The sequence below is a fragment of the Tateyamaria sp. genome (assembly GCF_039945315.1).
Lineage (GTDB): Bacteria > Pseudomonadota > Alphaproteobacteria > Rhodobacterales > Rhodobacteraceae > Tateyamaria.
Genome location: NZ_JBDUXB010000055.1, coordinates 1 through 25,731, shown reverse-complemented (window position 1 = coordinate 25,731; position 25,731 = coordinate 1). Strand labels below are relative to the sequence as shown.

The following is a 25,731-nucleotide window of genomic DNA, read 5'->3' as shown; positions in this document are numbered from 1 at the left end:
CGACGCCCTAGGCGCTCACCCATTGCACGGCCCCGCTCCAACCGCTACGCCAAGCCCATGAAACCGATCCGCCTCATGTCCGGGTTTCTGACCGTGGGCTTCTGGACGCTGGCCAGCCGTGTGCTGGGCTTCGTGCGCGAGGTCATGCTGTTGTCGCTCATCGGCCCCGGACCGCTGATGGACGCCTTTGTCGCCGCCTTCCGGCTGCCAAACATGTTTCGCCGCTTCTTTGCCGAAGGTGCATTCAACGCCGCCTTCGTCCCAATGTTTTCGGGCAAGGTCGAGGCGGGAGAGGATGCCGCAACCTTCGGGCGCGACGCACTCAACGGACTGGCGCTGGCAACGCTGCTCCTGACGGCCGTTGCGATGATCTTCATGCCCGCGCTGGTTTGGGCCACCGCTGGCGGGTTTGACCCCGAACGCTTTGACCTGACGGTTGGATATGGGCGCATCGTCTTTCCCTACATCTTCTTCATGTCGCTCTCGGCGCTCTTTTCCGGCGTGCTGAACGCCACCGGGCGTTTTGCCGCCGCCGCAGCAGCCCCTGTCCTACTGAACATCTTTGTCATCGCGGCCATGGGGATGGCATGGGCCATCGGGGCCGAGATCATCACCTGGCTCATCTGGGTGATCCCACTGGCGGGCATCGCACAACTGGCACTCACTTGGAGTGCGGCCGCGCGCGCGGGCTTTGCGCTGAAACCCGCCCTGCCCCGCTGGACCCCGGATATGAGCCTGATGGTCCGCACCGCTATTCCTGCCGCTCTTGCCACGGGTGTAATGCAGATCAACCTCGTCGTTGGGCAACTGGTGGCCAGCCAATATGACAGTGCGGTCAGCTGGCTCTTTGCCGCTGATCGCCTTTACCAACTGCCTCTTGGAGTGGTCGGCATCGCAGTCGGGATCGTGCTGCTGCCCGACCTCGCCCGCCGCCTGAAGGCCGACGACCTGACCGGCGCGCGTGGCGCCTATTCGCGGGCAAGCGAGTTTGCCATGGCCCTGACCGTTCCCAGCGCAGTGGCGCTGATGGTTATCCCGCTGCCTCTGGTCTCCGTCCTGTTCGGGCGAGGCCAGACGGGTACCGATGACGTCGCAGCCATTGCTGTGGCTGTCGCCATCTACGGCGCCGGCCTACCCGCATTCGTGCTGCAAAAAGTCGTGCAGCCCCAGTATTTCGCACGCGGTGACACGACCAACCCGTTCCGCTTTGCTCTGGTGGCGATGGTGATAAACGCCGCAGTTGCCGTCGGCCTGTCCCCGCTTGTCGGCTGGATTGCACCTGCACTGGCCACAACCATTGCCGGCTGGGCCATGCTGGGCCTGCTCTATGGGGGGCTGCGGGGCATGGGAGGCACAGTCAAAGTCGATGACCGCTATCGCGCTCGCCTGCCGCGGATATTTGCAGCGTCCTGCGCAATGGGTGTGGCACTGTGGGTCGCTGCGATCCTGCTCAAACCGGCGCTCGGGACGGACTATGTCCGCTACATCGCCTTGCTTGCCCTGATCGCTGTAGGGGCAGCCACCTATCTTGGGGCCGCACAAGTGCTCGGTGCACTCAGACTGTCAGAGATCAAAGGGGCCGTGCGTCGCCGCTAGGGTCGGGCCAGCCTCTCATCGGCCACGTCCCCCATGGTGTGCGGGCCAACTGACGTGATCCACGCCATAAACGGGCGGTCAAACTTGACCCCGTGCCCGAACAAACCGTCAAAAACCAGCGCTTATTTCGCGTGTTGCGATAACCCGAATCCAGCGGCGTCTGGCGCGTGATCTCGCCGCCATGCCAGTCAAACACCACCGCTCAACGCCGCCGCAGCACAGCCCGCACCCGCGCCATGCCACCGGGCACAACAATGGCCGTGATGGCAAAACCCGCAACAAAGCCCGCCAACTCACCAACCCAATCATAGCCAACCTGAAAGAATGCGCCAAAAACCAACTGGATCCCCATCAGAACCCCAATCAGCATAAACGCCTGCCCCTGTGGGCCACCGCTGACCACCTGCCGCTGCCAGTAAAGGAAGGTGTACGTGCCAATCAGCCCGTACACACTCGGGTACGCCCCCACCAACCAGGACTCATTGGTGATCCAACCAAACATCAGCGCCCCAAAGATGCCGCACAGGAAAAATACCAGCGCCACAGCCCAACCGCCCAGTACGTCGCCCACCATCTTGCCCATGGCCAACAGGATCACGCCCGCAAACAGGAACGAGGTAAAGCTGCCAAAAACAAACGGATAAGTCACAAAGCGAAGCATGTGTTCGGGCAACAGGCGCCCGTTCTCAACCATGAAATCAAAGGCAACCCCGGAAAACGCATAGTCGTTCAACGCATTGAGACGCCAACCCACAGCGCCTGCACCACCGATCAGCCCCGCCTCGGCCAGACTAAAGGCCAGTTCCGGCAAGGCGAGAGCCAGAAACAGCAGCCACACAGCCGGCGGCAACGGGTTAACGGGGCTTGGTTCTTTATAATCTGACATCCGGGGCCTGCTTGACGAAGGAACACCCCATGGGTAAGCCAGCAACGCTGATTTGCCCAGAGGTTCTCATGTCAAATACCACGTTCACACCCCGCGTCTTTTCGGGGATGCAACCTTCGGGCGGCCTGACCTTGGGCAACTACCTCGGAGCACTCAAACGTTACGTGGAAATGCAGGATCAGGGTGGGTTCGAGACGATCTATTGTATGGTCGACCTGCACGCGATCACCACATGGCAGGACCCGGCCGATCTACGGGCCAAAACGCGTGAGCTGGCTGCGGGATACATCGCCGCCGGGATCGACACCGAAAAATCTATTTTGATCAACCAATCCGCTGTGCCCGAACACGCCCAACTGGGTTGGGTGTTTAACTGTGTGGCGCGCATGGGCTGGATGCAGCGGATGACGCAGTTCAAGGACAAGGCCGGTAAGAACGCCCAAAACGCCTCGCTTGGCCTGTTTGCCTACCCGGCCCTGATGGCCGCTGACATCCTGATCTATCATGCCACCCACGTACCCGTGGGCGAGGACCAGAAACAGCACCTTGAACTGACGCGCGACATCGCGGCCAAGTTCAACCACGACTATGGCGTCGATTTCTTTCCCATCACCGAACCGGTGATCGAAGGGGTCGCGACCCGCGTTATGTCCTTGCGGGACGGATCCAAAAAGATGTCTAAATCTGACCCCTCGGATGCATCACGCATCAACATGACAGATGATGCAGACACGATTGCGAAAAAGATCCGCAAGGCGAAAACCGACCCGGACGCCCTGCCAAGTGAGGCCAAGGGGCTAGAGAACCGTCCCGAGGCGCGCAACCTCGTCAACATCTACGCAGCCCTTGGCGACATGACCGTGGAACAGGTGCTGTCCGAATATGGCGGCGCCCAGTTTGGCACGTTCAAACCAGCATTGGCCGAACTCGCGGTGTCAAAACTCGCGCCAATCTCTGGCGAAATGGCCCGGCTCATGGATGATATCCCTGAAATCGACCGCGTCCTCGCACGCGGTGCAGAACAGGCGCGCGAGATCACGGCGCCGATCCTGAAACAGACCTACGAGATTGTGGGGATGGTCGGCGCCTGATTGCGCGGCGGCTGTCTCCCGATTTTAACCAGCCTCCAAACCTCAGGCGTCTCTTGCCAAAAAAAGACGCACAAAAAGCACCCATATCGCCCCTCGGGAAAAATACTCTTGCGTGGATTGAGTGCCGTTGCAGCCTTCAAAAAAACGCGTTATCGCCACATTCAACGAATGTGTAACTAGTAAAGAGGCGTGCAGAGTATGCGTTCGAACATCAAAACTCTAATTGCGGCTTTTGCGGCTGTCATTGCAACGACATCGATGACTCAAGCGGGCACGGTCTCGCCGACTGAAACGCTCCCCGCAAACCTCAGACTCGGCGTGACACAAGGCTCGGATGCGCGTCTGTTTGCAGAACAATCAAATGTGACGGTGGGCCAAGGCGATGTGGAAGTGGACTATCTCGCGTCCAGTTTGGTTTTTGGTGATGTAAATTTCGGCGTCACCGACTTTGTCACGGGATCAGGCATCGAACTTGGCGCCGGCACTTACGACAGCTTTCTAATCCACTTTGATCCATTCAACGCAAATTCAACCTCAGGCTCTTTCACCTTCGCTCATTCAATCGTGGCGATCATCCTTTCCAACGGCAGCGGCAACACTGACCGGTTTTCACCGCTTGGGTTGCTGAACGTCAGTGATCGCACGTTTGGGGGAGATTCCACGACATATGAGAGTCACCTGGGCCGCAGAGCCGAGGGTAAAGCCAGCGGACGCACAGGTGACACCTTCGTTCTGGAAAGCGCGAACGAGATTTCCTTCACATTGACGACCAATAAAACGCATATCGACAACATCCGCGTCATCACCCAAGTCGCTCCGGTGCCTCTGCCAGCAGGTGGCCTGTTGCTGATCGCGGGTCTCGGTGCCCTCGCGGTTCAGCGCCGCCGCAAGACTTAAGCCGAAACGACAATACTCCACAGATTTGAACGCCTACCCTCCCGGGTGGGCGTTTTTCTTTTGGTTGCGATCTGTTGGGGCAACGACCCAACCCCCAAAGACACCAAATACCATCGCTAGACGGCCTCAAGTTAGGATCCAGTCCACCTCTGTTTGCACTCAAGAACCACCCCATATGGGCCTCTCCCAAACAGTCCGCCAAGCCCTCCAAGTCCAAAAACGTGACTGCGCCGCACAAATACCTACACTTGAATGGTTATTTGATTTCAGCAATGAATGCGGTAATTTACCAGCTAAATAATTCTCTGGGAAACGCGTATTGGGACGTAATCAACCATTGGAACCGGACGCACATCAGATGCCGGACGATGCACCTTTGCAGACAGCACGCAGCCTGCCTACGGTCGGCCGTATCGCGACTGAATTCGGCTGTCTTGTCCTTTTGATGATCCTTGTCCCGCTGATCGTGTTGCTCGATGTAAAGGTGCTCTCTGGACGCGTGTCCGAAACATCGCTGACGGAACTTGCACAGGCCGGCTCCATCCTGACGACGGCTATCCTTTTCTTTATCGGCACGCGCAGATTTCCTGAAGCCGTCGGATACCTGATGAGCGTAGCCACCCTGTGCGCATGGATGTTTATTCGCGAAAATGACGCCTATTTCGACGCGATCCGCCACGGCTTCTGGGTTGTCCCGAACACGATACTGCTTGGGATCGGCGCCCTCTTTGCCTACCGCCACCGCGATACTCTTAAAAACCCATTCAGGCAGCACGCAGCGACGCGCGAGGCAGTTTTCATGATGGTCGGCTTTGTGATCATCGTGATCTTCAGCCGGGTGTTCGGCTCAGGTGAGTTGTGGCGCCCGATCATGGGGGAAACCTACAACCCCGCGTTCAAAGCCGCCGTTCAGGAAAGTCTGGAGCTTTTGGGCTACGCCCTGATGGTCTTCGGCGCAGTATTGTCCTTCCGGGCAGGATTTGGCCAAGTTCGGCGCGCAAAAGGCAACTGAAGCCCTGGGCCCTAGCCGCCAAGGCTTTGCAGGAGCGCCACAGACGGATCCCCGGTCGCCTCTTCTCCAATGCTGGTCTGATAGGCCGAAATCGCCGTCCGGCTTTTCGGCCCGATCACCCCATCCGCCCCGCCGGTGTCAAACCCGCGCGCGGTGAGTCGCTCTTGCAAGGCAATCCGCTGATCCTTGACCAGCCCGTATTTGTCTGGCGGGAAAGACGCCCGGATTGGCCCGCCACCCGCAATCCGGTCCGCCAGATGGCCGACCCCGATGGCGTATGAATCCGAGTTGTTGTAGCGCTTGATGACGTTGAAATTCGACGTCACGCTGAACGTCGGCCCGCCCGGCTGCGGCGTGAGGGACCGGCCTGGCCCCGCCCCCTCAGTTCCCCACTTCAAACCGCGCATCCACCCGTTGCGCGACAGATACGCAGCGGTCGAGGCCAGCGAATCCGATGGGTCGTCCGACCAGATATCGCGCCGACCATCGCCTGTGAAATCCACAGCAAAAGCCTGATAAGATGTCGGGATAAACTGCGTGTGCCCCATCGCCCCGGCCCATGACCCCTTGAGGTCAGACGCGGCCACGTCGCCCGATTGCAGAATCTTCAGCGCCGCCACCAGCTGCTTTTCAAAAAACGCGCCGCGCCGCCCGTCAAAAGCAAGTGTAGAGGTCGCCGACACGACCGGAACATTACCCCGCCGCTCGCCAAAAAAGCTCTCCAAACCCCAAATCGCCGTCACGATTTCGGGCGCAACGCCATAGCGTTGCTCGACTGCCGCCAAGGTGTCGCGATGCCGGGAATAGGCCGCGCGCCCCTTGCTCACCCGTTCGTCCGAGGCCGCGATGGACAAGTAGTCTTCAAGCGTTCGGGAAAATTCGACCTGATTGCGATCCCGTTTGACGACACCGGGCAAATACCCCGTACCGCGAAACCCTGCCGCCAGTGTAGAATCGGACAACCCCTGCGCTCCGGCGCGCCCACGAAAACTACGCACCCACGCATCATAGGCCGCATTTGGCGTGGGCCGTAAATCAGCAGGGAGCGCGCCCCCGGTGGAATTGGCTGGGGCCCCGGATCCGCCACCTGTGCTGCAAGCGGCAAGGCCAAAGGCGCCCAAAGTCAAAAGGGCCGTTCTGCGGGTTAGGATCATGGGTCTGCTCACCTCATTGTTTGAGGCAGTCTAACGCGCATACGATCAAGCGCAAAGCGGGTTTCAAACACATCAGCGCCCCTACGCGCAATCCATCACGCCTCTGGCAAAACCTCCGTCCCGTCCCCATGGAAATAACGCCGCCCGTCCGGATCATATCGCAGAACTACATCGTGGTCGGGGTAGTGCACGGTATCCGCCGCAACGCGTGTCCCCACCACCAGAAAAACGGCCTCCTGATCCGATCGGTTTTCAAGGCAATGGCCGACTGGCACTCCAGCCTTCCATCCAGCAACGTCACCGGAACCCAGAGGCGTCTCACCCTCCTCCACCAACACCAAAGTGCCCGAGAGCACACATATCAATTCATCCTCTCCCTCGTGCCAATGGCGATGGGATGAGCGTGACCCGGGCGGCAGTTTTTCTAACCGAGCGCCAAATTGCGTAAGCCCGATGGCATCGCCCAGTGCGATGTCGGCACTCGACCCATCGTCCTGACCGGAAATGGGATGCGGGCCGCCTGTGTGCGGCCTCCACTGATCCGTTCTGATCTTTGGCATGTTTGCTCCTGATATCCTCTGTCGGACAGGCCCAAAACAAACCGCATCTCTGCATCTACGCACCAATGCTGCGCAAGGCTGGCGCTTGTTCGACCCGTCCTGCCCACCCTATCTCTTAGATACTCGTTCTAAAGGAAAGGAACGCTCATGTCTGGAAAAGCACCGGCTGACACGCGCGTCGGCCACATCCATCTCAAGGTCAGCGATCTTGACCGTGCCATCCACTTCTATGGCGACGTACTCGGCTTTACGCTCACTCAGCGCTATGGAAATCGGGCAGCGTTTCTCGGGGCGGGCGGATATCACCACCATATCGGCCTGAATACATGGCATTCTCTTGGCGCCGGACCAGCGCCAGAACGCGCCGCAGGCCTCTATCACTCCGCGTTTCTCTATCCCGACCGCGCCTCGCTTGGGGCGGCATTGCAACGCGTGATAGATCACGGCACCCCGCTGGATGGAGCCGCAGACCATGGTGTGTCCGAGGCCGTCTATTTCCGGGACCCGGATGGCAACGGAGTCGAGCTTTATCGGGACCGCGACCGCGCCGATTGGCCTGTGGATGCCAATGGTGATCTTGCCATGGTCAACGCACCCCTGGACGTTGACGCTTTGCTGGCAGAGGCACGTTAGGGCTTTGGTAACTGTTGCCGGCGCGCGCTCTGTTAAACTGGTACGCGTGCACAAAGCGATGCACAGCCTGTGCACGCGCTGTGTACGCACAGTGCATCGGAATTTCCCTGTTTTTATGGCGTTAATCTTGATTCGCGCCGCTTCAGGGATTTCCGGCACCGCGCGTTGCGCCGGGGTACGATTTCGGCCACTTTGCGCGGGCAAGAAAAGGGGACGTTATGAGCACAGGGTTCTACTGGGACGAACGCAGCATGTGGCATGCGGGTGGGAACTATGCCTTCACCGTCCCACTTGGTGGGCTGGTGCAGCCACTCGCCGCCGGGGGCCTGCCCGAAAGCCCTGAAACCAAGCGCCGCCTCAAGAACCTGATGGACGTCACGGGACTAATCCACGATCTGTCTGTCGCCTCCGCGCCGCTCGTGACAGAGGCTCAGATATTGGCGGTTCATGATCCGGAATACATAAATACATTCAAAGCGTTGTCGGCTAAAAACGGCGGAGAAATTGGCCAGCATGCGCCTTTCGCCAAGGGCGGCTTCGACCTCGCCGCTCTCTCCGCCGGGCTCGTGACCACGGCCGTCGCGAATGTACTGGCAGGCACCCACGCAAATGCCTACGCCCTCAGCCGTCCTCCGGGCCATCACTGCCGCGCAGACGGCCCCATGGGCTTTTGCCTGCTGGCGAACATCGCCATCGCGATCGAGAGCGCCAAGGTGGCGCAGCCCGATCTCAAAGTGGCCGTGCTTGATTGGGATGTGCACCACGGGAACGGAACAGAGAGCATCTTCTATGTGCGCGACGAAGTCCTCTCAATCTCATTCCATCAGGAAGGTAATTATCCGTTAGATTCCGGGCACTTGAACGACCGAGGCGCGGGCGCCGGTGAGGGCTACAACCTCAACCTCCCTCTACCCGCCGGCACCGGGCACAACGGCTATTTGCACGCCATCGACCGGGTTGCCATTCCGGCCATTGAACAGTTCAACCCCGACCTCATCATCGTCGCCTGCGGCTTTGACGCCGCCGCCCCGGACCCGCTGGCCAGCATGCTCTGCATGGCCGAGACATTCCGCGAAATGACGTTGAAGATCAAAACCTTGGCGGAACGCCTCTGCGACGGAAAACTAGTGCTGGCTCACGAGGGTGGCTACTCCGAAATTTACGTCCCCTTCTGCGGACACGCTACGATCGAAGCTTTGTCAGGCAGCGCCATCGCCGCGCCCGACCCCCTCGCCCGCGCATTCTCCTCGCGCCAACCAAGTGCGCGGCTTGAAGCGTTCCAGTTAGGGGAAATCGACCGTATGGCCACAGAATTAGGGCTCTAACCCCTTGACGTCGCAGCCCTTCGTCACGACATGACCCTCAACATGTAAAAAGGCGTAACATATGTCCACCCCAAACCCCGCCGCCCTCGACTTTCTGCTGACACGACGGTCGCGCCCGGCCAAGACACTTGCCGAACCAGTGCCCGATCCCGCGACATTGGAAAACTTGCTTACGGCTGCCGCTCGCACGCCTGATCATGGCAAGCTGGAGCCGTGGCGTTTCATCGTGTTGGGCAAAGGTGCGATGCCCCGTCTGGCGACCGCAGTTCAGGCTCGCGGTGAAGCTCTTGGATTGGACACCGAACAAATCACCAAAGGACGTAACCAGTTCGATCAGGGCCACCTCGCAGTGGCAGTGATCGAGGTTCAAAAGCCATCCGAAAAGATCCCCGAGCTGGAGCAAACCTACTCTTCTGGAGCGGTATGTCTGGCCTTGCTGAACGCTGCACTTGCGGCAGGTTGGGGGGCCAACTGGTTGAGCGGATGGCCCAGCCATGATCGCGGTTTTATGCAGTTAGGACTTGGACTTGAAGCGCATGAACGCATCGCCGGTTTGATCCATATCGGCACAGAAACAAGCGCGCCGCCGGACCGGCCGCGCCCCGATATGTCCCAGATCACAACATGGGTAGACACATGATCCTGTCGTCTTTCTTTGCAGCCCTCGGTCAGATGGGTGATCCCCGGTTTCGCCGGGTGCTGTTCCTCGGACTCGCCCTAACGGTCGCACTTTTGATTGGGGCCACATCCGGACTTGTCTGGCTGATTGGCTGGCTGACAGCGGACAGCGTTTCAGTCCCTTGGTTCGGGGAAATCACTTGGTTGGACGACGTCGTCAGCTGGGGATCATTCTTTTTGTTCTTCGGACTCTCTATCTTTCTGATGATGCCTGTGGCCTCGGCAATCACTTCAATGTTTCTGGACGAGGTGGCAGCGGCTGTAGAAGAACGCAACTACCCCCACCTGCCCCCTACAACGCCTGTGCCTTTTGGGGATGCAGCGGTTGATACTATCAATTTTCTCGGAGTGCTGATTGGGGCCAACATACTCGCGCTGATCCTCTACGTGATGTTTCCACCATCGGCGATTTTCATTTTTTGGGGTCTGAACGGATACTTGCTGGGACGGGAATACTTCACCCTCGCCGCCATGCGTCGTGTCGGGCGAGCGCGGGCCAAAGAGCTGAGGCGCGCGCACTCCGGCACCGTTTGGCTGGCCGGAACGCTAATGGCGATCCCGCTGTCTATCCCATTGATAAACCTACTGATCCCGATCATCGGGGCGGCAACGTTCACGCACCTGTTTCACCTCCTCACAGGGGCTCAAGCGCCCGATCAAACCAACTCATATCGCTGAGGGAAATCCAACCCGACAGGATGATACCGGCGATGATGGCCCACAAAACAAACGCAACCACTGTGACGATCCACGCCTTGCGCTTCGTGTGATGATGCTCGGGCGCGCCCGCATGGGTGCCCGGCTCGATCTTGCCCAGATCCCCTTGGGTCTGCACCTTGATCGGCAGCGCGATCAGAAAACACATCCACCAGATCACGGCATAAAGGACGAGGGCCGAGGTGATGCCCATCAGACCTGCTCCAACTCGACCAGACAGCCGTTGAAGTCCTTGGGATGCAGGAACAAGACAGGTTTGCCATGGGCCCCAATCTTGGGTTCGCCGGTGCCCAGCACGCGAGCACCGGTTGATTTCAGGTGGTCACGCGCGGCGATAATGTCATCGACCTCGTAGCAGACGTGATGCATGCCCCCCGATGGGTTCTTTTCCAGAAACGCCGCGATCGGGCTATTTTCACCCAATGGATACAGCAGTTCGATCTTGGTGTTGGGTAGTTCGATAAACACCACCGTCACCCCGTGATCAGGCTCGTCCTGTGGCGCGCCGACATTCGCACCCAAGGCATCGCGATACTGGGCAGCGGCGACTTCGAGGTCGGGCACGGCGATTGCAACGTGATTGAGGCGTCCAATCATACAAAGCTCCTGAAGTGACGTTGAATTTGTGCCCTTATCGCCAAGCTTGTGGGCGCGCGCAAGCGCGGCGTTAACTTGCTGTTAGGCAACGGTACGTAACGATGAGTCGCGATAGCTGCCTGGAGATCAAAAATGGATACCACAGACCCGTTAGCACCAAATTACCCGGCCCCCACCGCAATGCGCCCGCTGCTAGGCCTGACCGTACTGGTGATTGAAGACAGCCGATTTGCATGTGAAGCCCTGCGTCTGCTTTGTCTGCGCAGCGGTGCGCGGATCCGGCGGGCCGATACGCTGCGCGCTGCGCGCCGCCATTTGCAGGTATATCGCCCTTCGGTGGCAATTATCGATGTGGGCCTGCCCGATGGAAACGGTGCAGACCTGATCCGCGAGTTGGCCACGTCCAACCAGCGCCCGGATGTTATCCTTGGCACCTCTGGAGACGATAACAGCGAAGCCCTTGTGATGGAGGCAGGCGCCGATGGGTACCTCGGCAAGCCCGTCGTTTCTCTGGCAACATTTCAGGATCAAATTCTTGCAAATCTGCCTAGAGACCGACATCCCGCTGGGCCACGCTCGGTGCCCGAAGAAATCATACAACCTGATCCAATCGCATTCCGCGACGACATGGCGCATGTCGCGGACGTAATGGAAGAAGACAACGACACACGAACACTGGATTACATCGCCCAGTTCCTTGGCGGGGTGGCGCGCAGTGCGGATGACAATGAATTGGCGCTGGCCACTGAACTGCTGCCCGCAAAAAGGGCCCGCGGAGATTCTGCTGCATCCGAAGCGGCCACCGTCGCGGGGCTGGTCCAGCGCAGGTTGGCCAACAAGATCGCGATCTGAAAGACAAGCCTAGCCGTTTAAGGACGGGTCCTCGGCTGAACGAACGAGTTGGGTCAGGTCGGACAAACGCTCTTTCTGCCTGCCATCACCGAAAAAGTTGGAAGGGTCCAGCCAAACGCGAAACGCCTCCTTCAAACTCGGCCATTCCCGGTCGATAGCGGCAAACCAGGCCGTGTCACGGTTGCGCCCTTTGACCACGGCCGCTTGCCGGAACACACCCTCGTAACTTAGACCAAGACGTTGAGCGGCACGGCGCGACCCTTGGTTCAGTGCATCACACTTCCACTCAAACCGCCGGTATCCGGCATCGAAGGCCCATGCCATCATCAGGTAGAGTGCTTCGGTTGCAGCCCGGGTTTGCTGCAAAGCAGGGCTGAAATTGATGTGCCCAACCTCAATGCTGCCGGCAGCCGGCGAGATACGCAGATAACTGGCCACCCCTTCATAGGCACCAGTTTCTTTGTTCTTGATCGCATAGAATTCAACCGTGTTGTCAGTTTCCGTCTCGCGCATCCAGCGATGGTATTGAGAAGAAGACGAAAATGGACCGTAGGGCAGATATGCCCAGACATGATCCTGTCCCACGTAGGCACGGTAGAGCAAAGCAGCGTGTTTCTCCGCAACCAGCGGTTCTAACAGGCAATATTCACCGTCTAGCGCTAGCGTGTTGTTCGGCGCAGGCGGCGGTGTCCAGTCAGGAACAGGATCATGGTGCGGGCGATAAAGTACAAACATACCGTGTAGTTAGGCGCAGTCGAGCGCAACACCAAGTAAATTCATCCGACCAGCTGCGACAACGGCCTAAATCCGGACCAAGCTCAACGCCGGGAAACACCGATTGCTCAAAAGCTGCCCTATTGATGCACGTCAAAACGTACAGGTTGTCGGCCCTGCAAATCAACTTGCGGGACCCTCTAACCTAGTGCGGCTCACTTGCCCGCGCACATCGCGCGGGCGAAGGTGCGACTATTCCTGCGGAATAACACGCAAGCCCAGATCCATCAGCTGTTCGCTTGTCGGTTCGCTGGGTGCGTTCATCATCAGGTCTTCGGCCCGTTGGTTCATCGGGAACAGGATGACCTCGCGGATGTTCTGTTCACCCGCCAGCAGCATCACGATCCGGTCGATACCCGCCGCACAGCCCCCGTGGGGCGGCGCGCCATACTGGAAGGCGTTGACCATCCCACCGAACCGCTTGCGCACCTCGGCCTCATCATAGCCTGCAATTTCAAACGCCTTGAACATGATCTCGGGGCGGTGGTTCCGGATCGCGCCGGACACCAGTTCATAGCCGTTGCAGGCCAGATCATACTGGTACCCGAGGACTTTCAGTGGGTCGCCTTGCAAGGCTTCCATACCGCCTTGCGGCATGGAAAACGGGTTATGTTCAAAGTCGACCTTGCCGCTTTCTTCATCGCGCTCATAGATCGGGAAATCGACGATCCACGCAAAGGCATAGCGGTCTTGGTCCGTCAGTCCCAGCTCGTCCCCAATGACATTGCGCGCACGCCCCGCGATAGCCTCGAACGCCTTGGGTTTGCCACCAAGGAAGAACGCTGCATCACCCACACTCAGGCCCAGTTGCTGGCGAATGGCTTCGGTGCGCTCTGGTCCGATGTTTTTGGCGAGCGGACCCGCGGCTTCCATGCCGCCTTCGACTTCGCCGGATTTCAGCTTGGCCTGCGCTTCTTTGACAGAAATACCAAGTTCTTGCGCTACGGAGTCAGCTGTCTTTTCGCGCCAGAAGATGTAGCCCATTCCGGGCAACCCTTCTTTCTGGGCGTAAGCGTTCATGCGATCGCAGAACTTACGCGATCCGCCTTTGGGCGCAGGGATGGCGCGGATTTCTGTGCCTTCTTGCTCGAGAAGCTTGGCAAAGATCGCAAAACCGGAGCCTGCAAAATGCTCGCTAACCACCTGCATCTTGATCGGGTTGCGCAGGTCGGGTTTGTCCGAGCCATACCACAAGGCCGCATCACGATAACTGATCTGCTCCCAAGTCTCGTCCACTTTTTTGCCGCCGCCGAACTCTTCGAATACACCAGCCAGCACGGGTTGGATCGTATCGAACACGTCCTGCTGGGTGACAAAGGACATCTCGAGGTCGAGTTGGTAAAAGTCGGTGGGCGAGCGATCTGCGCGTGGGTCTTCGTCGCGGAAACAAGGCGCGATCTGGAAATACTTGTCGAACCCAGACACCATCAGCAATTGCTTGAACTGCTGCGGGGCCTGCGGCAGAGCGTAAAACTTGCCCGGATGCAAACGCGACGGCACCAAGAAGTCACGCGCGCCTTCGGGTGAAGATGCTGTGATGATCGGCGTCTGATATTCGCGGAACTCCTGATCCCACATGCGCTTGCGGATCGACGACACCACGTCACTCCGCAGCTTCATGTTCGCCTGCATCTTTTCACGACGCAGATCGAGATAGCGGTATGTCAGCCGTGTTTCCTCGGGATATTCCTGCTCACCAAAGACCATCAGCGGCAACTCGTCCGAGGCCCCCAACACTTCCAGATCGCGCACGAATACCTCGATCTCGCCGGTCGGGATCTTAGGGTTCACAAGAGACGCATCGCGCGCCTTCACTTCGCCGTCGATACGGATGCACCATTCGCTGCGCAGCTTTTCGACCTCGCCAAAGACGGGGCTGTCTGGATCGCACAGCACCTGCGTCATCCCGTAATGGTCGCGCAAGTCGATAAACAGCACGCCACCGTGGTCGCGCACCCGGTGCACCCAGCCCGACAAACGGACAGTATTGCCCACATCCGCCGAAGTCAGCGCGGCGCAGGAGTGAGAGCGGTATGCATGCATGGGTTTGGTCCCTTCGGGGGTGGTCAATTGATCGGCGCAGATACACCGGGCATGGGGTGGAAAGTCAAGGCGGCAAGCGACGCCTGCCAAACGCAAAACGCGGGCCCGGTGACGGGCCCGCGTTTGTCTGTGTGGTTGTGCTCCCGATCAGGCCAGAAGGTCGAACCGATCGGCGTTCATTACCTTGGTCCAGGCCGCGACGAAATCCTTCACGAACTTGGCCGCGTTGTCGTCTTGCGCATAGACCTCGGCATAGGCCCGCAGGATCGAGTTTGAACCAAAGACAAGGTCCGCCCGGGTGGCCGTGAATTTGGTCTCGCCTGTGGCGCGATCCACAATCTCGTACGTTCCACCTTCGGCTGGTTTCCAGCTGTAGGCCATGTCGGTCAGGTTGACGAAAAAGTCGTTCGTCAGTTGGCCCACGCGGTCGGTAAACACGCCATGCGCCGTTCCGCCGTGGTTGGTGCCCAGTACGCGCATCCCGCCCAACAGCACGGTCATTTCCTGACCGTTCAGACCAAGCAGTTGCGCACGATCTACCAGCATGTCCTCGGGGCTCTTGGCCACCTTGTCCATGTGCCAGTTGCGGAACCCGTCCGAGAAGGGCTCAAGCACGTCAAAGCTGGGGCCGTCTGTCATCTCGTCCGTGGCATCGCCACGACCGGGTGTGAAGGGCACGGTGATGTCGAACCCAGCGGCCTTTGCCGCCGCTTCAACCGCAACGTTGCCCGCCAGAACGATCACGTCTGCGATGGATGCGCCGGTTTCTGCAGCGATTGGCTCAAGAGCGGCCAACACTGCGTCCAAACGAGCCGGTTCGTTGCCTTCCCAGCCGCGTTGTGGTGCCAGACGGATGCGCGCGCCATTGGCCCCGCCCCGCTTGTCAGATCCGCGGAACGTACGTGCACTATCCCATGCCGTCGCGATAAGGTTGGCGTGTGGAACGCCTGCGTCCTCGATCTTTGCCTTGACTGCCGCCACATCGTAGTCGGTGCTGCCTGCGGGGATCGGGTCTTGCCAGATCAGGTCTTCAGCAGGCACATCGGGGCCGATGTAGTTGGCTTTGGGGCCCATGTCGCGGTGCGTCAGCTTGAACCAAGCACGCGCAAACGTGTCGCGGAAGTAGGCTTCATCGCTCATGAACTTTTCGCAGATTTCACGGTAGATCGGATCGACTTTCATCGCCATGTCCGCGTCCGTCATCATCGGCATGCGGCGGATCGACGGATCAGAGGCATCAACTGGCATGTCCTCTTCCTTGATGTCGATGGGTTCCCACTGGTTTGCGCCTGCTGGGGATTTGGTCAACTGCCACTCGTAGCCGAACAGCAGCTTGAAATAGCCCATGTCGAACTTGGTTGGCTCCGTCGTCCAGGCACCCTCGATGCCGGAAGTGACAAGCGAGCTTGCTTTGTCGGTCTGGTTGGGGTTGGTCCAGCCAAAGCCTTGGGTTTCGTAACCTGCGCCCTCGGGTTCCGCACCCAACGCGCCGGCGTCGCCGTTACCGTGCGCCTTGCCAACCGTGTGACCACCTGCGGCGAGGGCAGCGGTTTCTTCGTCGTTCATCGCCATGCGCGCGAATGTTTCACGGACGTGCAGCGCTGTGCGTGCAGGGTCGGGATTGCCGTTCACACCTTCGGGGTTCACATAGATCAGGCCCATGTGCACAGAGGCCAGCGGGTTCGCCATGGTGGACGGATCTTCCAGATCTTCATAACGGTTTTCGCTGGGTGCGAGCCACTCGGCCTCTTCCCCCCAGTTGATGTCGATGCCGGGCGCCCATGTGTCCGCGCGGCCAAAGCCAAAGCCAAAGGTTTTGAACCCCATGGATTCATAAGCAACATTACCGGCCAGCAGCATCAGGTCAGCCCAGGACAGTGCATTGCCGTATTTCTTTTTGATCGGCCACAGCAAACGACGGGCCTTATCAAGGCTCGCGTTGTCCGGCCACGAGTTCAGCGGAGCAAAGCGCTGATCCCCTGCAGAGCCACCGCCGCGGCCGTCCTGCATGCGATACGTACCCGCCGCGTGCCACGCCATCCGGATCATCAGGCCACCGTAGTGCCCCCAGTCCGCAGGCCACCAGGGCTGGCTGTCTGTCATCAACGCATGCAGGTCAGCCTTGACCGCATCATAGTCGAGACCCTTCACCGCCTCGCGATAATCAAAGTCGGGATCCATTGGATCAACGCGCGCGCCATGCTGGTGCAGAACATCAATGCTCAGGGTTTCAGGCCACCAATCTTTGTTCGTGCGGCCGCCAAAAGTGCTGTGCAAGGTCGCCCCATGCATCACTGGGCATTTGCCAACGTCATTTCCGTCCATGTCTGTCTCCGATCAAAGGTTTCTTGTGGCGAGGCAAGCCTAAACCACGGTGGATCTAGGCTCGATTGCCGATTTGTTTGTCTGGGTCACAAAAGGTTTTTGGCCACCGCGCGATTCGCGTTTGGCTGCACATCCCTCCCATGGCTGAGTGTGGTCATAGCAAGATCACGTCATAGATTTAAGTTGCATTTTTTTATTACTGTCATAATTTTTGGTTATGAAGAATCTCACCCTGCGTCAGCTGACGTATTTCGAAGCTCTTGCCCATGAGGGGCATTTCGGACGTGCAGCTGAACGCTGCGCAATTTCGCAACCTGCCCTTTCAGTACAGATCAAGGACCTTGAAGAAAGCCTTGGTTTTGCCCTGTTCGAACGCGGGCCACGGCACGTCCGCCTGACTGCGTTGGGAGACGCATTTGCCAAACGCGCCGGCGACATCTTGCGCGCGGTTGCCGATATGAGCGACTGGGCCGAAACGGCGCGGGGCGGGCAGATCGAGCGGTTGCGCCTTGGTGTAATCCCGACAATCGCGCCTTACCTGTTGCCGCGCTTCATCAGCAACGTGACCCAAACCTACCCCACAATAGATCTTCACGTCCGTGAAACCGTCACGCCGCGACTGATCACAGAATTACTCGACGGGCGTTTAGATGCAGCAATTGTGGCGCTGCCAACGGATGAACCTGCCCTGGCAGAAATGCCCCTGTTTAGCGAAGAGTTGGTGCTGGTGCGCCCCGAAAAAGATGCTGGCGCGCCACTCGTGCAACGCGATGCACTGGATGAGATGCGCCTATTGTTGCTGGAAGAAGGACACTGTTTTCGTGACCAGGCCCTGTCTTTTTGCAACATCAGCCCAACGCGACCCCGCGACGGACTGGATGGCAGTTCGCTGTCGACTCTGGTTCAAATGGTCGGCGCAGGCATTGGAGTGACATTGATTCCGGACATGGCAGTCGATGTCGAAACCCGCTCAGCTCCGGTCTGCATTACGCGATTTGACAGACCGCCGCCGACCCGCACCGTCGGACTTGTCTGGCGCAAGTCCAACCCGATGGCGGATGCGCTGCGCGAGATTGGGGATCTTGTGCGGAGTGCTGCACAGCCCTGACCTGTCTTTAACTTCGCAAACAACACACAGCAATGACGGCTATGCTGGCCGCGTTCGGCCGCGCGATTATCGGGGTGGAGCACACCAGCAGAGTGGGGTGGAAGCATTGATAAAGCCGACTGCGTGCGGATCATGGTACCGACCTGTAAACTTTGCACCACGCGACGTTGCTCAATGCCAGAACCGCCTTTCCTAAGTGCTAAAACGCAAACGACCACCCGACGGGTGGCCATTTTTGCGACGCTTTGCGCTTCGGTTTTTTTGGTTGCGGGAGTAGGATTTGAACCTACGACCTTCAGGTTATGAGCCTGACGAGCTACCGGGCTGCTCCATCCCGCGCCATTTGGTTCGCGGGGTTTAGTCTGAGTCGTTAGGGACCGCAAGGGCATGTGCAAGAAAACCTTTCGGAAATCGAAAATCCGCTCTTAACACAGTTTTCAGGCAGCCCCTCATGGAGGATCTTTCCCGAGGCAATTGATGTCTCATGCATCTGCACTTGCCGGTTCAGTTGGCTCAGAACTCCAAGAAACCCCTGTGCAGGCTTGAACACTAACTCCCAGACTTCTGAAACGCGTTAAAACGCTCGGCATAATCCGGATGCCATCTGGACAAAGCAGGTCGATTTTCAACGATATCCTGCGCGGACCACGATACACGACGCTGATCGATCTCTGGCGTGACATCGTTATCCGGACACAAAACATAAAAGTCCCCTGCCGAAACCCGCTCAAAAAGGTGGGAGATTGTCTGTTCAGACGTCCACGCCGACGCCGGCTTTTCCGGAATGAAGGACGAAATCATCCCCGTATAAGTAAAGCCGGGAACAAACAGATGCGCCGATATGGGGGATTCTGCGGCACGCAATTCATGGGCCAGCATTTCCGTCATAACTTTCACCCCCGCCTTGGATACGTTGTAGCCGGGATTGCCGGGCGGCGTTGTGATTCCCTGCTTCGACCCCGTGTTGATCACGACCGCCGGGCGACCGGCATAAATCATCCCCGGCACAAATGCTTGTACGCCGTTCAACACACCAAAAAGGTTAACTTCAATCAGATCGCGCCAATTTTGAGCGTTGTCCCAACTGCTGGTTGGACGCGAGATGCCCGCGTTGTTCATCAAGACTGCTGTCGGGCCCATCGCGCGGGCCATTTCGGCGAGTTCGCCAACGGCATCCGCATCGCGCACATCCGTTTGCGATGTCTGCACTTGTGCGCCTTGCGCGGAAAGGCTGCTTGCGGCTTGCTCAAGTGCGTCTGTAGATACATCCGCCAGCAGAATGGACAATCCACGGCGCGCCAGATCCTGTGCTGCTGCAAACCCTACTCCGCTCGCACCACCGGTGATCACGGCCACACCGCCTGCGCTAATTGCTTTGTCAAACATCTGGTCTCCTCCGTTATAGCTTTTTTGTGCCCTCTTTGATCGGGCAGCGTGTCCTGTCAGAACTCAGCCAACATTGAACATCTTACGGTTCGCTCGGCTGCGTAAAATCTTTCCGCTCAACCTAGTCCGATTCATTCAACGCGACTTGAACCATAAACGCACTCTCCACTAAGAGTCATTTCGCCCGAGGCAAATCAAGATACCGCGACACCAGTTCGACCGATTGTGCGACAAACTGGTCTTCATCGAGTGGCGCGAGTGCGGCCTGCCGCAGGGTTGCATCTAGATAGACACGCAACATCGCCGACAGTTGGTCGATGGCAAATGTGGCTGCGTTTTCTGCGTCTGGGGCTCTGATTTCGTCGCGCCGCTCCATGACCAGTGTCAGCAGTGCCTTCCGCGTTTCGCCCTGAATTTCGCAGTAGTGGGCGTTCAGTTCCGGAAAATCTGCGATGACTGCCGACGCCGCAGCCTTGGCAGCACTGTTCTCACGCGTCGTGGTCAGAACAATTTCCAAATAGCCGCGAAACAAATCCTTTATCGTAGCGCCCTCCCAAAGCTTGGGATCGGACGCCTGCTTGTTTAACGCCTCGTACGTCGCCGTCATCCTGTGGAACAACGCGTAGTATAGCGCCGTTTTGTCTTTGAAGTGGTGGTAAACGGCCCCTACCGAGGAGCCTGCTCGCTTCGCTATATCCGCAATCGATGTCGCGTCCGTACCCTTTTCGAGGATCAGCTCTTCTGCCGCATCCAGCAACGCGGATTGAGTGCGCTCGCTGCGGCTTTGTTGCCCTGTGCGCCGCCAGTGTAGTTCCGATTTCCAGCGGCTTTCCAAGCACAAACCCTTCGTCATCAAATAATGTCTCAGCTTCTTGACAGGTGCCAAGGACGGTGTCAAAACAGAATTAGAATACTTGTTCTGTTTACAGCTCAAATACTACTCTTACATTTGCGCCCAGCCCCCTCTGACCGGAGAGATCCATGAAAACCACGATCACAGTGAACGGAAGCCTGCGCGATGTCGACGCCGCTCCGTCCAAACCCCTGCTGTGGGTGCTCAGAGAAGATCTGGGCCTTACGGGAACCAAATTTGGCTGCGGCGTTGCCCAGTGTGGGGCCTGCACAGTCATGGTCGATGGCGTGGCCACTCGTACATGTGTCACGCCGATTGACGCAGTCGCAGGTCAGGAGATTACCACGATTGAGGGGCTTGCCCCTGCTGAAGACGTTTTGCATGCGCTTCAGCAAGCATGGATCGCGCATCAGGTGCCACAATGCGGGTATTGCCAGTCTGGTCAGTTGATGTCCGCAGCCGCACTCTTGAACGACATCCCCAATCCAACAGACGATGACATCAACGCGTCAATGGACGGCAATATCTGCCGCTGCGGTATGTATGATCGCATCCGAGCCGCCATCAAAACCGCTGCTCTTACGAAAGGACAATCCAATGAATAAGTGGACCCGACGTGCGTTCATTTCAGCCGGTGTTGTCGTTGGTGGCGGTATTCTTGTGGGGGTCGCAATGCGTCCCGGCAATCGAGTTGCGGGCTTGCAGGATGCAGTCGCGGGCGACGGCGAGACGCTGGTCCATGCCTTCATCAAAATAGATCAGGACAACACTGTTACCGTGATCTCTCCTCACTCTGAAATGGGTCAGGGTGCGCAGACAGCTCTGGCGCAAATGGCGGCCGAAGAGCTCGATGCCGATTGGGAAAAGGTGCGCATCGAAGAAGCGCCTGCTCTGGGAGACTACTCAACATACACCTTGGGCCGCGGCTACCTGCTCAAAGATGTTCCATTACCAGGTGCCGTCATCCCGACCATCGACGGGGTAATGATGCGTGTATCAAACGCGCTCAACGCCCAGATCACAGGCGGCAGCCTGAGCATCCGCGCGACCGGTCAGTATGGTATGCGGGTTGCAGGTGCGGCCACCAAGGACATGCTGAAACAAGCGGCGGCAGACGCATGGGGTGTGCCGATCGATCAGATCGAAACGGAAAAGAGCATGCTGCTCCACCGTGCGTCTTCTCGCGCAGAGCCGTATGCAACCTTCGCTTCGGCCGCGGCTGAGATGACGCCCTCGTACAATCCTCAACTCAAGGAGATCGGCGACTTTTCCATTATCGGCCAGTCAGTTGAGCGTCAGGACATCCCAGGCAAGGTCGATGGGACAGCGCCGTTCGCGCTGGATGTACGACTGCCCGACATGGTCTACGCGACGACCCGGCGTGCGCCCGTTTTTGGTGGAACCGTTGTGCAAATCGACGACACCGAAGCCCGCCAAATGGCCGGCGTGATTGATGTGCTCACCCTGCCCTCTGATGCCTCCGAGGACATGATCGGTGGATATGGGCCGACGGGCGAGTCCGTTGCTGTGATTGCGGACAGCTACTGGACCGCCGTGCAGGCGCTTGAGACGCTGACTATCCAGTGGGACAGTAAGGGGCTGGACAGCGTTACGTCCGAGACAATCTTTGAAAAACACGCCAGCGACCTAGCCGCCGGCGCCGGACGGGAACACGACTTGTCCCAAGGCGACATCGACGCGGCTTTTGAAGGAGCGCCGACCGTTATCGAGGCAGAGTATCGTGTGCCCTATCTCGCCCACACCACAATGGAACCGCCCAATGCCACGGCGCATGTGACAGGCGCGGCGGCAGAGATTTGGGTGGGTTGCCAAAACCCCCTCGGGTTCCGCCGCAAGATCGCAACCGCGCTGGACATGAACGAAGACCAGGTGACCCTGAACAACACGCTTATGGGCGGTGGATTTGGACGCAAATCAGTTCCGGACTGGGCCGTTCAGGCGGCGTTAATCTCCAAGGCCATTGAGAAACCCGTACAGCTGATCTGGTCGCGTGAAGAGGACGTGCGACAGGACTACTACCGTCCCGCCTCCACCAGCCGCTTTCGCGCCGCACTGGACAACAGCGGCAAACCCCAAGGCTGGAAAAACACCTACGTCAACAAACAGGAACCGGTCGAGGCGCCGCTGATCCCATACGTAGTTGCCGCCAAGGACATCGGGTACATTCAAAGCCCAAGCCACGTCCCATGGGGCGCGTGGCGCAGCGTTGATGAATCACAGCACGGGTTCTTTACCGAGAGCTTTATCGACGAATGCGCGCATGCCGCCGGGCAAGACCCCTACGCCTATCGCGCGGCTTTGTTGTCAGATCACCCTCGGATGAAGGCGGTTCTGGACAAGGCCGCTGAAGCCGCCGATTGGAGCACCCCTTTGGGTGAAGGACGCGGGCGCGGCATCGCCGTCAAGGAATCCTTCGGCTCCATCGTCGCAGAAGTCATCGAGGTTACCATGATCAACGGCGACGTGCGTGTGGATCGTGTTCTGGCCGTTATTGATGCGGGGGTCGCCATCACGCCCGACGGCATCAAGGCACAGATGGAATCGGGCATCATCTACGCCCTCACAGCTGCGATCCACGGCGATATCACCATCGAAGACGGCGCGGTCGTTCAAAGCAACTTTTATGACTACGAAATGCTGCGCATGTCGACGGCGCCGCGGATCGAAACCCATATCATCAACAGCGGCCACGACATTGGTGGGGCGGGCGAACCCGGCACGCCTCCGGCAGCGGCTGCGTTGGCCAACGCAATCTTTGCTGCCACCGGCACTCGTGTGCGGCAATTGCCGTTGGCCAAAGACGTGGGGTTCTATGTTTGAAGGGCGGGACACCAGTCGTTTCGCCTTTGACGTCCGCAAAGATCAGAAGCGAAGACTAGGATGCATCAGTTGGTGCTAAACTAGGCCGAACTGAGACTAGGCCGGGGCGTCCATAATCGCCGCCTTGTAAAGCGCACGTATCCGGTGAAACACCGGCCCAGCGACACCGCCCCCGATCACCCGTCCGTCGATTTCAAAGACGGGCGTTTGAGCACCAAAAGTACCGGTCAGAAACGCTTCATCTGCATTGTAGGTGTCGACCAGCGAATAGTTGCGTTCAATCACAGGGATGTCATTTGCGCGGCACAGATCTATCACCTTTTGGCGCGTGATCCCGTTCATGCAGTAATCCCCGGTCGAGGTCCAAACCGCACCCTGCTTCACGATAAAGAAATTGCAGGCGTTGGTGGTGTTCACAAAGCCAAAGGGGTCCATCATCAGCGCCTCATCCGCACCCTGCCGAACCGCATGGGTCAACGGAATGATGCAGTTCAGCTTGGAATGCGAATTCAGTTTGGCATCCTGCGTCAAAGGCAGGCCGCGATGATGAGGGACCGAGGCCAGACGGATGCCACGTTCCACAATGCTGTCATCTGGTTTGGAGTGTTCTGCGATAATCACAATTGTCGGCCCATAGATCGACAAATGCGGATGCTGGAACGGCTTCTTTTTACGCCCTCGTGTAACCATCAGGCGGATATGTACATCCGTGTTCATTCCATTGGCATCCAGCGTGTCGTGGATCGCCTGAACAAGGGCATCGCGGCTCATTCCGATATCAAGATCGATATAAAGCGCTGCCTCAAACAACCGGTCCAAGTGTTCGGCCAGAAACGGGATATGCCCATCATAAAGCCGCAACCCTTCCCACACCCCGTCCCCCAGTAAAAACCCAGAGTCGTAGACCGACACCTTGGCGTCATCCCGGTGCACGATCTGGCCGTTCACATAGATCCTGATATCATCATTTCGGGTATCTTCGGCGGCATCGTGGGTCGAAACGTGGGCGTCGTTGTTCATGCGTCAGTCCTTATGATCGCCGGGCAAAGATATCTGAATTGCCCCGGCCACATCAATAAACAGATGTGCTTCGATAATGACCAGCTATGCGCTCAAATCCAACGAGATGGCAGGGTTCAGTTTCCAAGCGCAGTCTGCAAACGCGCAGAATTGCAGAAACACTTCTTGGCGTATTCGATCTTACGCACTGAATCGTTCACGTATCCGACGGCTTGCCCACAGTCTTGTTTGGCAGCCCCCGCCATCTGAAACGCGGGCCCGTTGGCACCGTTTGATGCAAAACGGTCATAGTAGATCACCGCTTCGGACAGGCGCGCCCGGAGATCATCCTGCAACTCTTGGCCAGCGGCGGATTCGGACAGGGAGATATTTCGATAGCTTTGACAGGCGCCCAGAATATCCGCCAACTGCACGGTCACACGGCGGTTTTGGCGTTCTGCCGATGCGACTTGAATCAAAAGGTCATTCTTGCCCCGGCTCTCTGTTTTGCCGATGCGATCGACCGGAACACCCGCGGCTCTCAGCGCATTTGCGACTGTATCCGCGCAACGTTGACCCAAAGATTGGTTATAGCCTGAGGTCCCGACAGCATCGGTGTATCCAACAACGACAGTCGGTTTATAGCTGTTCACGGCTTTCAGACGCTCGGCAATTTCCGCGACTTGCTCCCGGCCTTGTGTGTCGAGTTGGTCGGAGTCGAATTGAAAGTTCACGGTTCCGATGTCTGCGCTCAAACTGGCTTGAGGGGTCAACAGGCACAGAACGAACCCGAACACGGCCAAATTCATCAAATATCTCATCTTTTAACGCTCTGACCGTTGCAGTTTCATCATGTGTTTCATCTTGTTTACAGGTGCGCGGATTAACGACCATTTCGGGTTGACGGGGTATCCGCCCATCGTAGAAAAGTCTAATGTAATGTAAGTTTTCGAAGCAACCCTCGACGGGGATAGTTGAGTGAAGTGTAGTTTTTTCGTTTCCACGGTTTTCGCCGTGGTCTGCCTTTGCGCTCCCAGCGCCTCTGTTGCTTTGTCGCTAAAGGATGTGATCATCTATGTTCTGGAGACAAATCCAGACATCAAGACGGCGGAAGCTAACAAACAGGCGATTGAATTTGAACTTGATCAGGCCCGCAGTCTGCGTGCGCCACGGTTCGAATTGGAAGCATTCGCCGGGTCAAGCATCAACGATGGTTCAACCACGCCTGATCTGTCTGCTGCAGACGACTGGATAACCGGATACTGTCTGACGTCAGCGCTTATGGGTCCAAATAGGGTTATTTGCTAAGAGAGTGTTTGTTGCTCTGTCTGACGTCAGCGCTTATGGGTCCAAATAGGGTTATTTGCTAAGAGAGTGTTTGTTGCTCATCGTAGCCACCGAGGA

25 protein-coding genes, 1 tRNA gene and 1 pseudogene are annotated in these 25,731 nt (G+C 58.1%); 13 read left to right on the top strand and 14 right to left on the bottom strand.

Annotated elements, in window-relative coordinates; genetic code table 11:
- The first annotated feature begins 57 nt into the window (after positions 1-57).
- Positions 58-1,596 (top strand): murein biosynthesis integral membrane protein MurJ, encoded by a 1,539-nt coding sequence (gene murJ, locus ABJD00_RS18080; RefSeq protein WP_413831640.1) that lies wholly within the window; start codon positions 58-60, stop codon positions 1,594-1,596.
- Here murJ and ABJD00_RS18075 read toward each other — a convergent pair.
- Together ABJD00_RS18075 and ABJD00_RS18070 are read right to left on the bottom strand one after the other, a co-directional pair.
- A pseudogene (locus tag ABJD00_RS18075) lies at positions 1,593-1,792 on the bottom strand (DUF6434 domain-containing protein). The gene murJ and the pseudogene ABJD00_RS18075 overlap by 4 nt on opposite strands.
- 6 nt (positions 1,793-1,798) lie before the next feature.
- On the bottom strand, positions 1,799-2,482 hold the full coding sequence (locus tag ABJD00_RS18070) for a rhomboid family intramembrane serine protease (protein WP_413831638.1): 684 nt from the start codon (positions 2,480-2,482) through the stop codon (positions 1,799-1,801).
- A gap of 68 nt (positions 2,483-2,550) precedes the next feature.
- Between ABJD00_RS18070 and trpS the strand changes: the two genes are divergently transcribed.
- The 3 genes from trpS to ABJD00_RS18055 all read left to right on the top strand — a co-directional run bounded on the left by trpS (position 2,551) and on the right by ABJD00_RS18055 (position 5,482).
- Complete coding sequence (gene trpS / locus ABJD00_RS18065; protein ID WP_413832028.1) at positions 2,551-3,573, top strand: tryptophan--tRNA ligase; 1,023 nt, start codon at positions 2,551-2,553, stop codon at positions 3,571-3,573.
- A gap of 198 nt (positions 3,574-3,771) precedes the next feature.
- Positions 3,772-4,470, top strand: coding sequence for a VPLPA-CTERM sorting domain-containing protein (locus ABJD00_RS18060; protein WP_413831636.1), 699 nt, complete (start codon positions 3,772-3,774; stop codon positions 4,468-4,470).
- Between the two features lie 319 nt (positions 4,471-4,789).
- Entirely contained in the window at positions 4,790-5,482 is a 693-nt protein-coding gene (locus tag ABJD00_RS18055) for a hypothetical protein (RefSeq protein WP_413831634.1), read from the top strand.
- A gap of 11 nt (positions 5,483-5,493) precedes the next feature.
- On the opposite strand, the gene ABJD00_RS18050 is transcribed toward ABJD00_RS18055, so the two are convergent.
- Entirely contained in the window at positions 5,494-6,636 is a 1,143-nt protein-coding gene (locus ABJD00_RS18050; RefSeq protein ID WP_413831632.1) for a lytic murein transglycosylase, read from the bottom strand.
- 95 nt (positions 6,637-6,731) lie between these two features.
- Positions 6,732-7,196, bottom strand: coding sequence for a cupin domain-containing protein (locus tag ABJD00_RS18045; protein ID WP_413831630.1), 465 nt, complete (start codon positions 7,194-7,196; stop codon positions 6,732-6,734).
- A gap of 147 nt (positions 7,197-7,343) precedes the next feature.
- On the opposite strand from ABJD00_RS18045, the gene ABJD00_RS18040 reads away from it, so the two are divergent.
- The 4 genes from ABJD00_RS18040 to ABJD00_RS18025 all read left to right on the top strand — a co-directional run bounded on the left by ABJD00_RS18040 (position 7,344) and on the right by ABJD00_RS18025 (position 10,510).
- Entirely contained in the window at positions 7,344-7,829 is a 486-nt protein-coding gene (locus tag ABJD00_RS18040; protein ID WP_413831628.1) for a VOC family protein, read from the top strand.
- Between the two features lie 218 nt (positions 7,830-8,047).
- A complete protein-coding gene (locus ABJD00_RS18035) occupies positions 8,048-9,154 on the top strand; it encodes a class II histone deacetylase (RefSeq protein WP_413831626.1) in 1,107 nt (368 codons plus the stop codon).
- 61 nt (positions 9,155-9,215) lie between these two features.
- Positions 9,216-9,794: a nitroreductase gene (locus ABJD00_RS18030; RefSeq protein WP_413831624.1), complete on the top strand. Its 579-nt coding sequence runs from the start codon at positions 9,216-9,218 to the stop codon at positions 9,792-9,794.
- Positions 9,791-10,510, top strand: coding sequence for an EI24 domain-containing protein (locus tag ABJD00_RS18025; protein ID WP_413831622.1), 720 nt, complete (start codon positions 9,791-9,793; stop codon positions 10,508-10,510). Before ABJD00_RS18030 ends, ABJD00_RS18025 begins: the two co-directional genes overlap by 4 nt.
- Here ABJD00_RS18025 and ABJD00_RS18020 read toward each other — a convergent pair.
- Together ABJD00_RS18020 and mce are read right to left on the bottom strand one after the other, a co-directional pair.
- Positions 10,467-10,742, bottom strand: coding sequence for a DUF1467 family protein (locus ABJD00_RS18020; protein ID WP_413831620.1), 276 nt, complete (start codon positions 10,740-10,742; stop codon positions 10,467-10,469). The two genes, ABJD00_RS18025 and ABJD00_RS18020, sit on opposite strands and share 44 nt — an antisense overlap.
- On the bottom strand, positions 10,742-11,146 hold the full coding sequence (mce, locus tag ABJD00_RS18015; RefSeq protein ID WP_413831618.1) for a methylmalonyl-CoA epimerase: 405 nt from the start codon (positions 11,144-11,146) through the stop codon (positions 10,742-10,744). The genes ABJD00_RS18020 and mce overlap by 1 nt, the downstream gene beginning before the upstream one ends.
- Before the next feature lie 132 nt (positions 11,147-11,278).
- On the opposite strand from mce, the gene ABJD00_RS18010 reads away from it, so the two are divergent.
- Positions 11,279-11,998, top strand: a complete 720-nt coding sequence (locus tag ABJD00_RS18010; protein ID WP_413831616.1) for a response regulator — start codon at positions 11,279-11,281, stop codon at positions 11,996-11,998.
- 9 nt (positions 11,999-12,007) lie between these two features.
- On the opposite strand, the gene ABJD00_RS18005 is transcribed toward ABJD00_RS18010, so the two are convergent.
- The 3 genes from ABJD00_RS18005 to katG form a co-directional block, all read right to left on the bottom strand.
- Positions 12,008-12,733 (bottom strand): GNAT family N-acetyltransferase, encoded by a 726-nt coding sequence (locus tag ABJD00_RS18005; RefSeq protein ID WP_413831614.1) that lies wholly within the window; start codon positions 12,731-12,733, stop codon positions 12,008-12,010.
- Positions 12,734-12,964: 231 nt separating this feature from the next.
- The gene (aspS, locus tag ABJD00_RS18000; protein ID WP_413831612.1) at positions 12,965-14,815 is read right to left on the bottom strand and encodes an aspartate--tRNA ligase; all 1,851 of its coding nucleotides are present in this window, start codon (positions 14,813-14,815) and stop codon (positions 12,965-12,967) included.
- A gap of 147 nt (positions 14,816-14,962) precedes the next feature.
- Positions 14,963-17,140 (bottom strand): catalase/peroxidase HPI, encoded by a 2,178-nt coding sequence (gene katG, locus ABJD00_RS17995; protein WP_413831610.1) that lies wholly within the window; start codon positions 17,138-17,140, stop codon positions 14,963-14,965.
- Between the two features lie 217 nt (positions 17,141-17,357).
- Here katG and ABJD00_RS17990 point away from each other — a divergent pair, with 217 nt between their 5' ends.
- Positions 17,358-18,248, top strand: coding sequence for a hydrogen peroxide-inducible genes activator (locus ABJD00_RS17990; protein ID WP_413831608.1), 891 nt, complete (start codon positions 17,358-17,360; stop codon positions 18,246-18,248).
- Positions 18,249-18,510: 262 nt separating this feature from the next.
- Here ABJD00_RS17990 and ABJD00_RS17985 read toward each other — a convergent pair.
- The 3 genes from ABJD00_RS17985 to ABJD00_RS17975 form a co-directional block, all read right to left on the bottom strand.
- Positions 18,511-18,587: transfer RNA gene (locus ABJD00_RS17985), tRNA-Met, on the bottom strand.
- 210 nt (positions 18,588-18,797) lie between these two features.
- A complete protein-coding gene (locus ABJD00_RS17980; RefSeq protein WP_413831606.1) occupies positions 18,798-19,634 on the bottom strand; it encodes an SDR family NAD(P)-dependent oxidoreductase in 837 nt (278 codons plus the stop codon).
- Positions 19,635-19,809: 175 nt separating this feature from the next.
- On the bottom strand, positions 19,810-20,487 hold the full coding sequence (locus ABJD00_RS17975) for a TetR/AcrR family transcriptional regulator (RefSeq protein WP_413831604.1): 678 nt from the start codon (positions 20,485-20,487) through the stop codon (positions 19,810-19,812).
- A 128-nt stretch (positions 20,488-20,615) separates the two neighbouring features.
- Here ABJD00_RS17975 and ABJD00_RS17970 point away from each other — a divergent pair, with 128 nt between their 5' ends.
- Positions 20,616-21,092: a (2Fe-2S)-binding protein gene (locus tag ABJD00_RS17970; protein WP_413831602.1), complete on the top strand. Its 477-nt coding sequence runs from the start codon at positions 20,616-20,618 to the stop codon at positions 21,090-21,092.
- The gene (locus ABJD00_RS17965; RefSeq protein WP_413831600.1) at positions 21,085-23,328 is read left to right on the top strand and encodes a molybdopterin cofactor-binding domain-containing protein; all 2,244 of its coding nucleotides are present in this window, start codon (positions 21,085-21,087) and stop codon (positions 23,326-23,328) included. The genes ABJD00_RS17970 and ABJD00_RS17965 overlap by 8 nt, the downstream gene beginning before the upstream one ends.
- A 96-nt stretch (positions 23,329-23,424) precedes the next feature.
- Here the strand turns inward: ABJD00_RS17965 and ABJD00_RS17960 are convergent, their stop codons facing one another.
- Both ABJD00_RS17960 and ABJD00_RS17955 read right to left on the bottom strand, forming a co-directional pair.
- Positions 23,425-24,348, bottom strand: a complete 924-nt coding sequence (locus ABJD00_RS17960; protein ID WP_413831598.1) for an aminotransferase class IV — start codon at positions 24,346-24,348, stop codon at positions 23,425-23,427.
- Positions 24,349-24,464: 116 nt separating this feature from the next.
- Positions 24,465-25,148 (bottom strand): OmpA family protein, encoded by a 684-nt coding sequence (locus ABJD00_RS17955; protein WP_413831596.1) that lies wholly within the window; start codon positions 25,146-25,148, stop codon positions 24,465-24,467.
- Between the two features lie 157 nt (positions 25,149-25,305).
- Between ABJD00_RS17955 and ABJD00_RS17950 the strand changes: the two genes are divergently transcribed.
- Positions 25,306-25,635, top strand: coding sequence for a hypothetical protein (locus ABJD00_RS17950; protein WP_413831594.1), 330 nt, complete (start codon positions 25,306-25,308; stop codon positions 25,633-25,635).
- Positions 25,636-25,731: the final 96 nt, after the last annotated feature.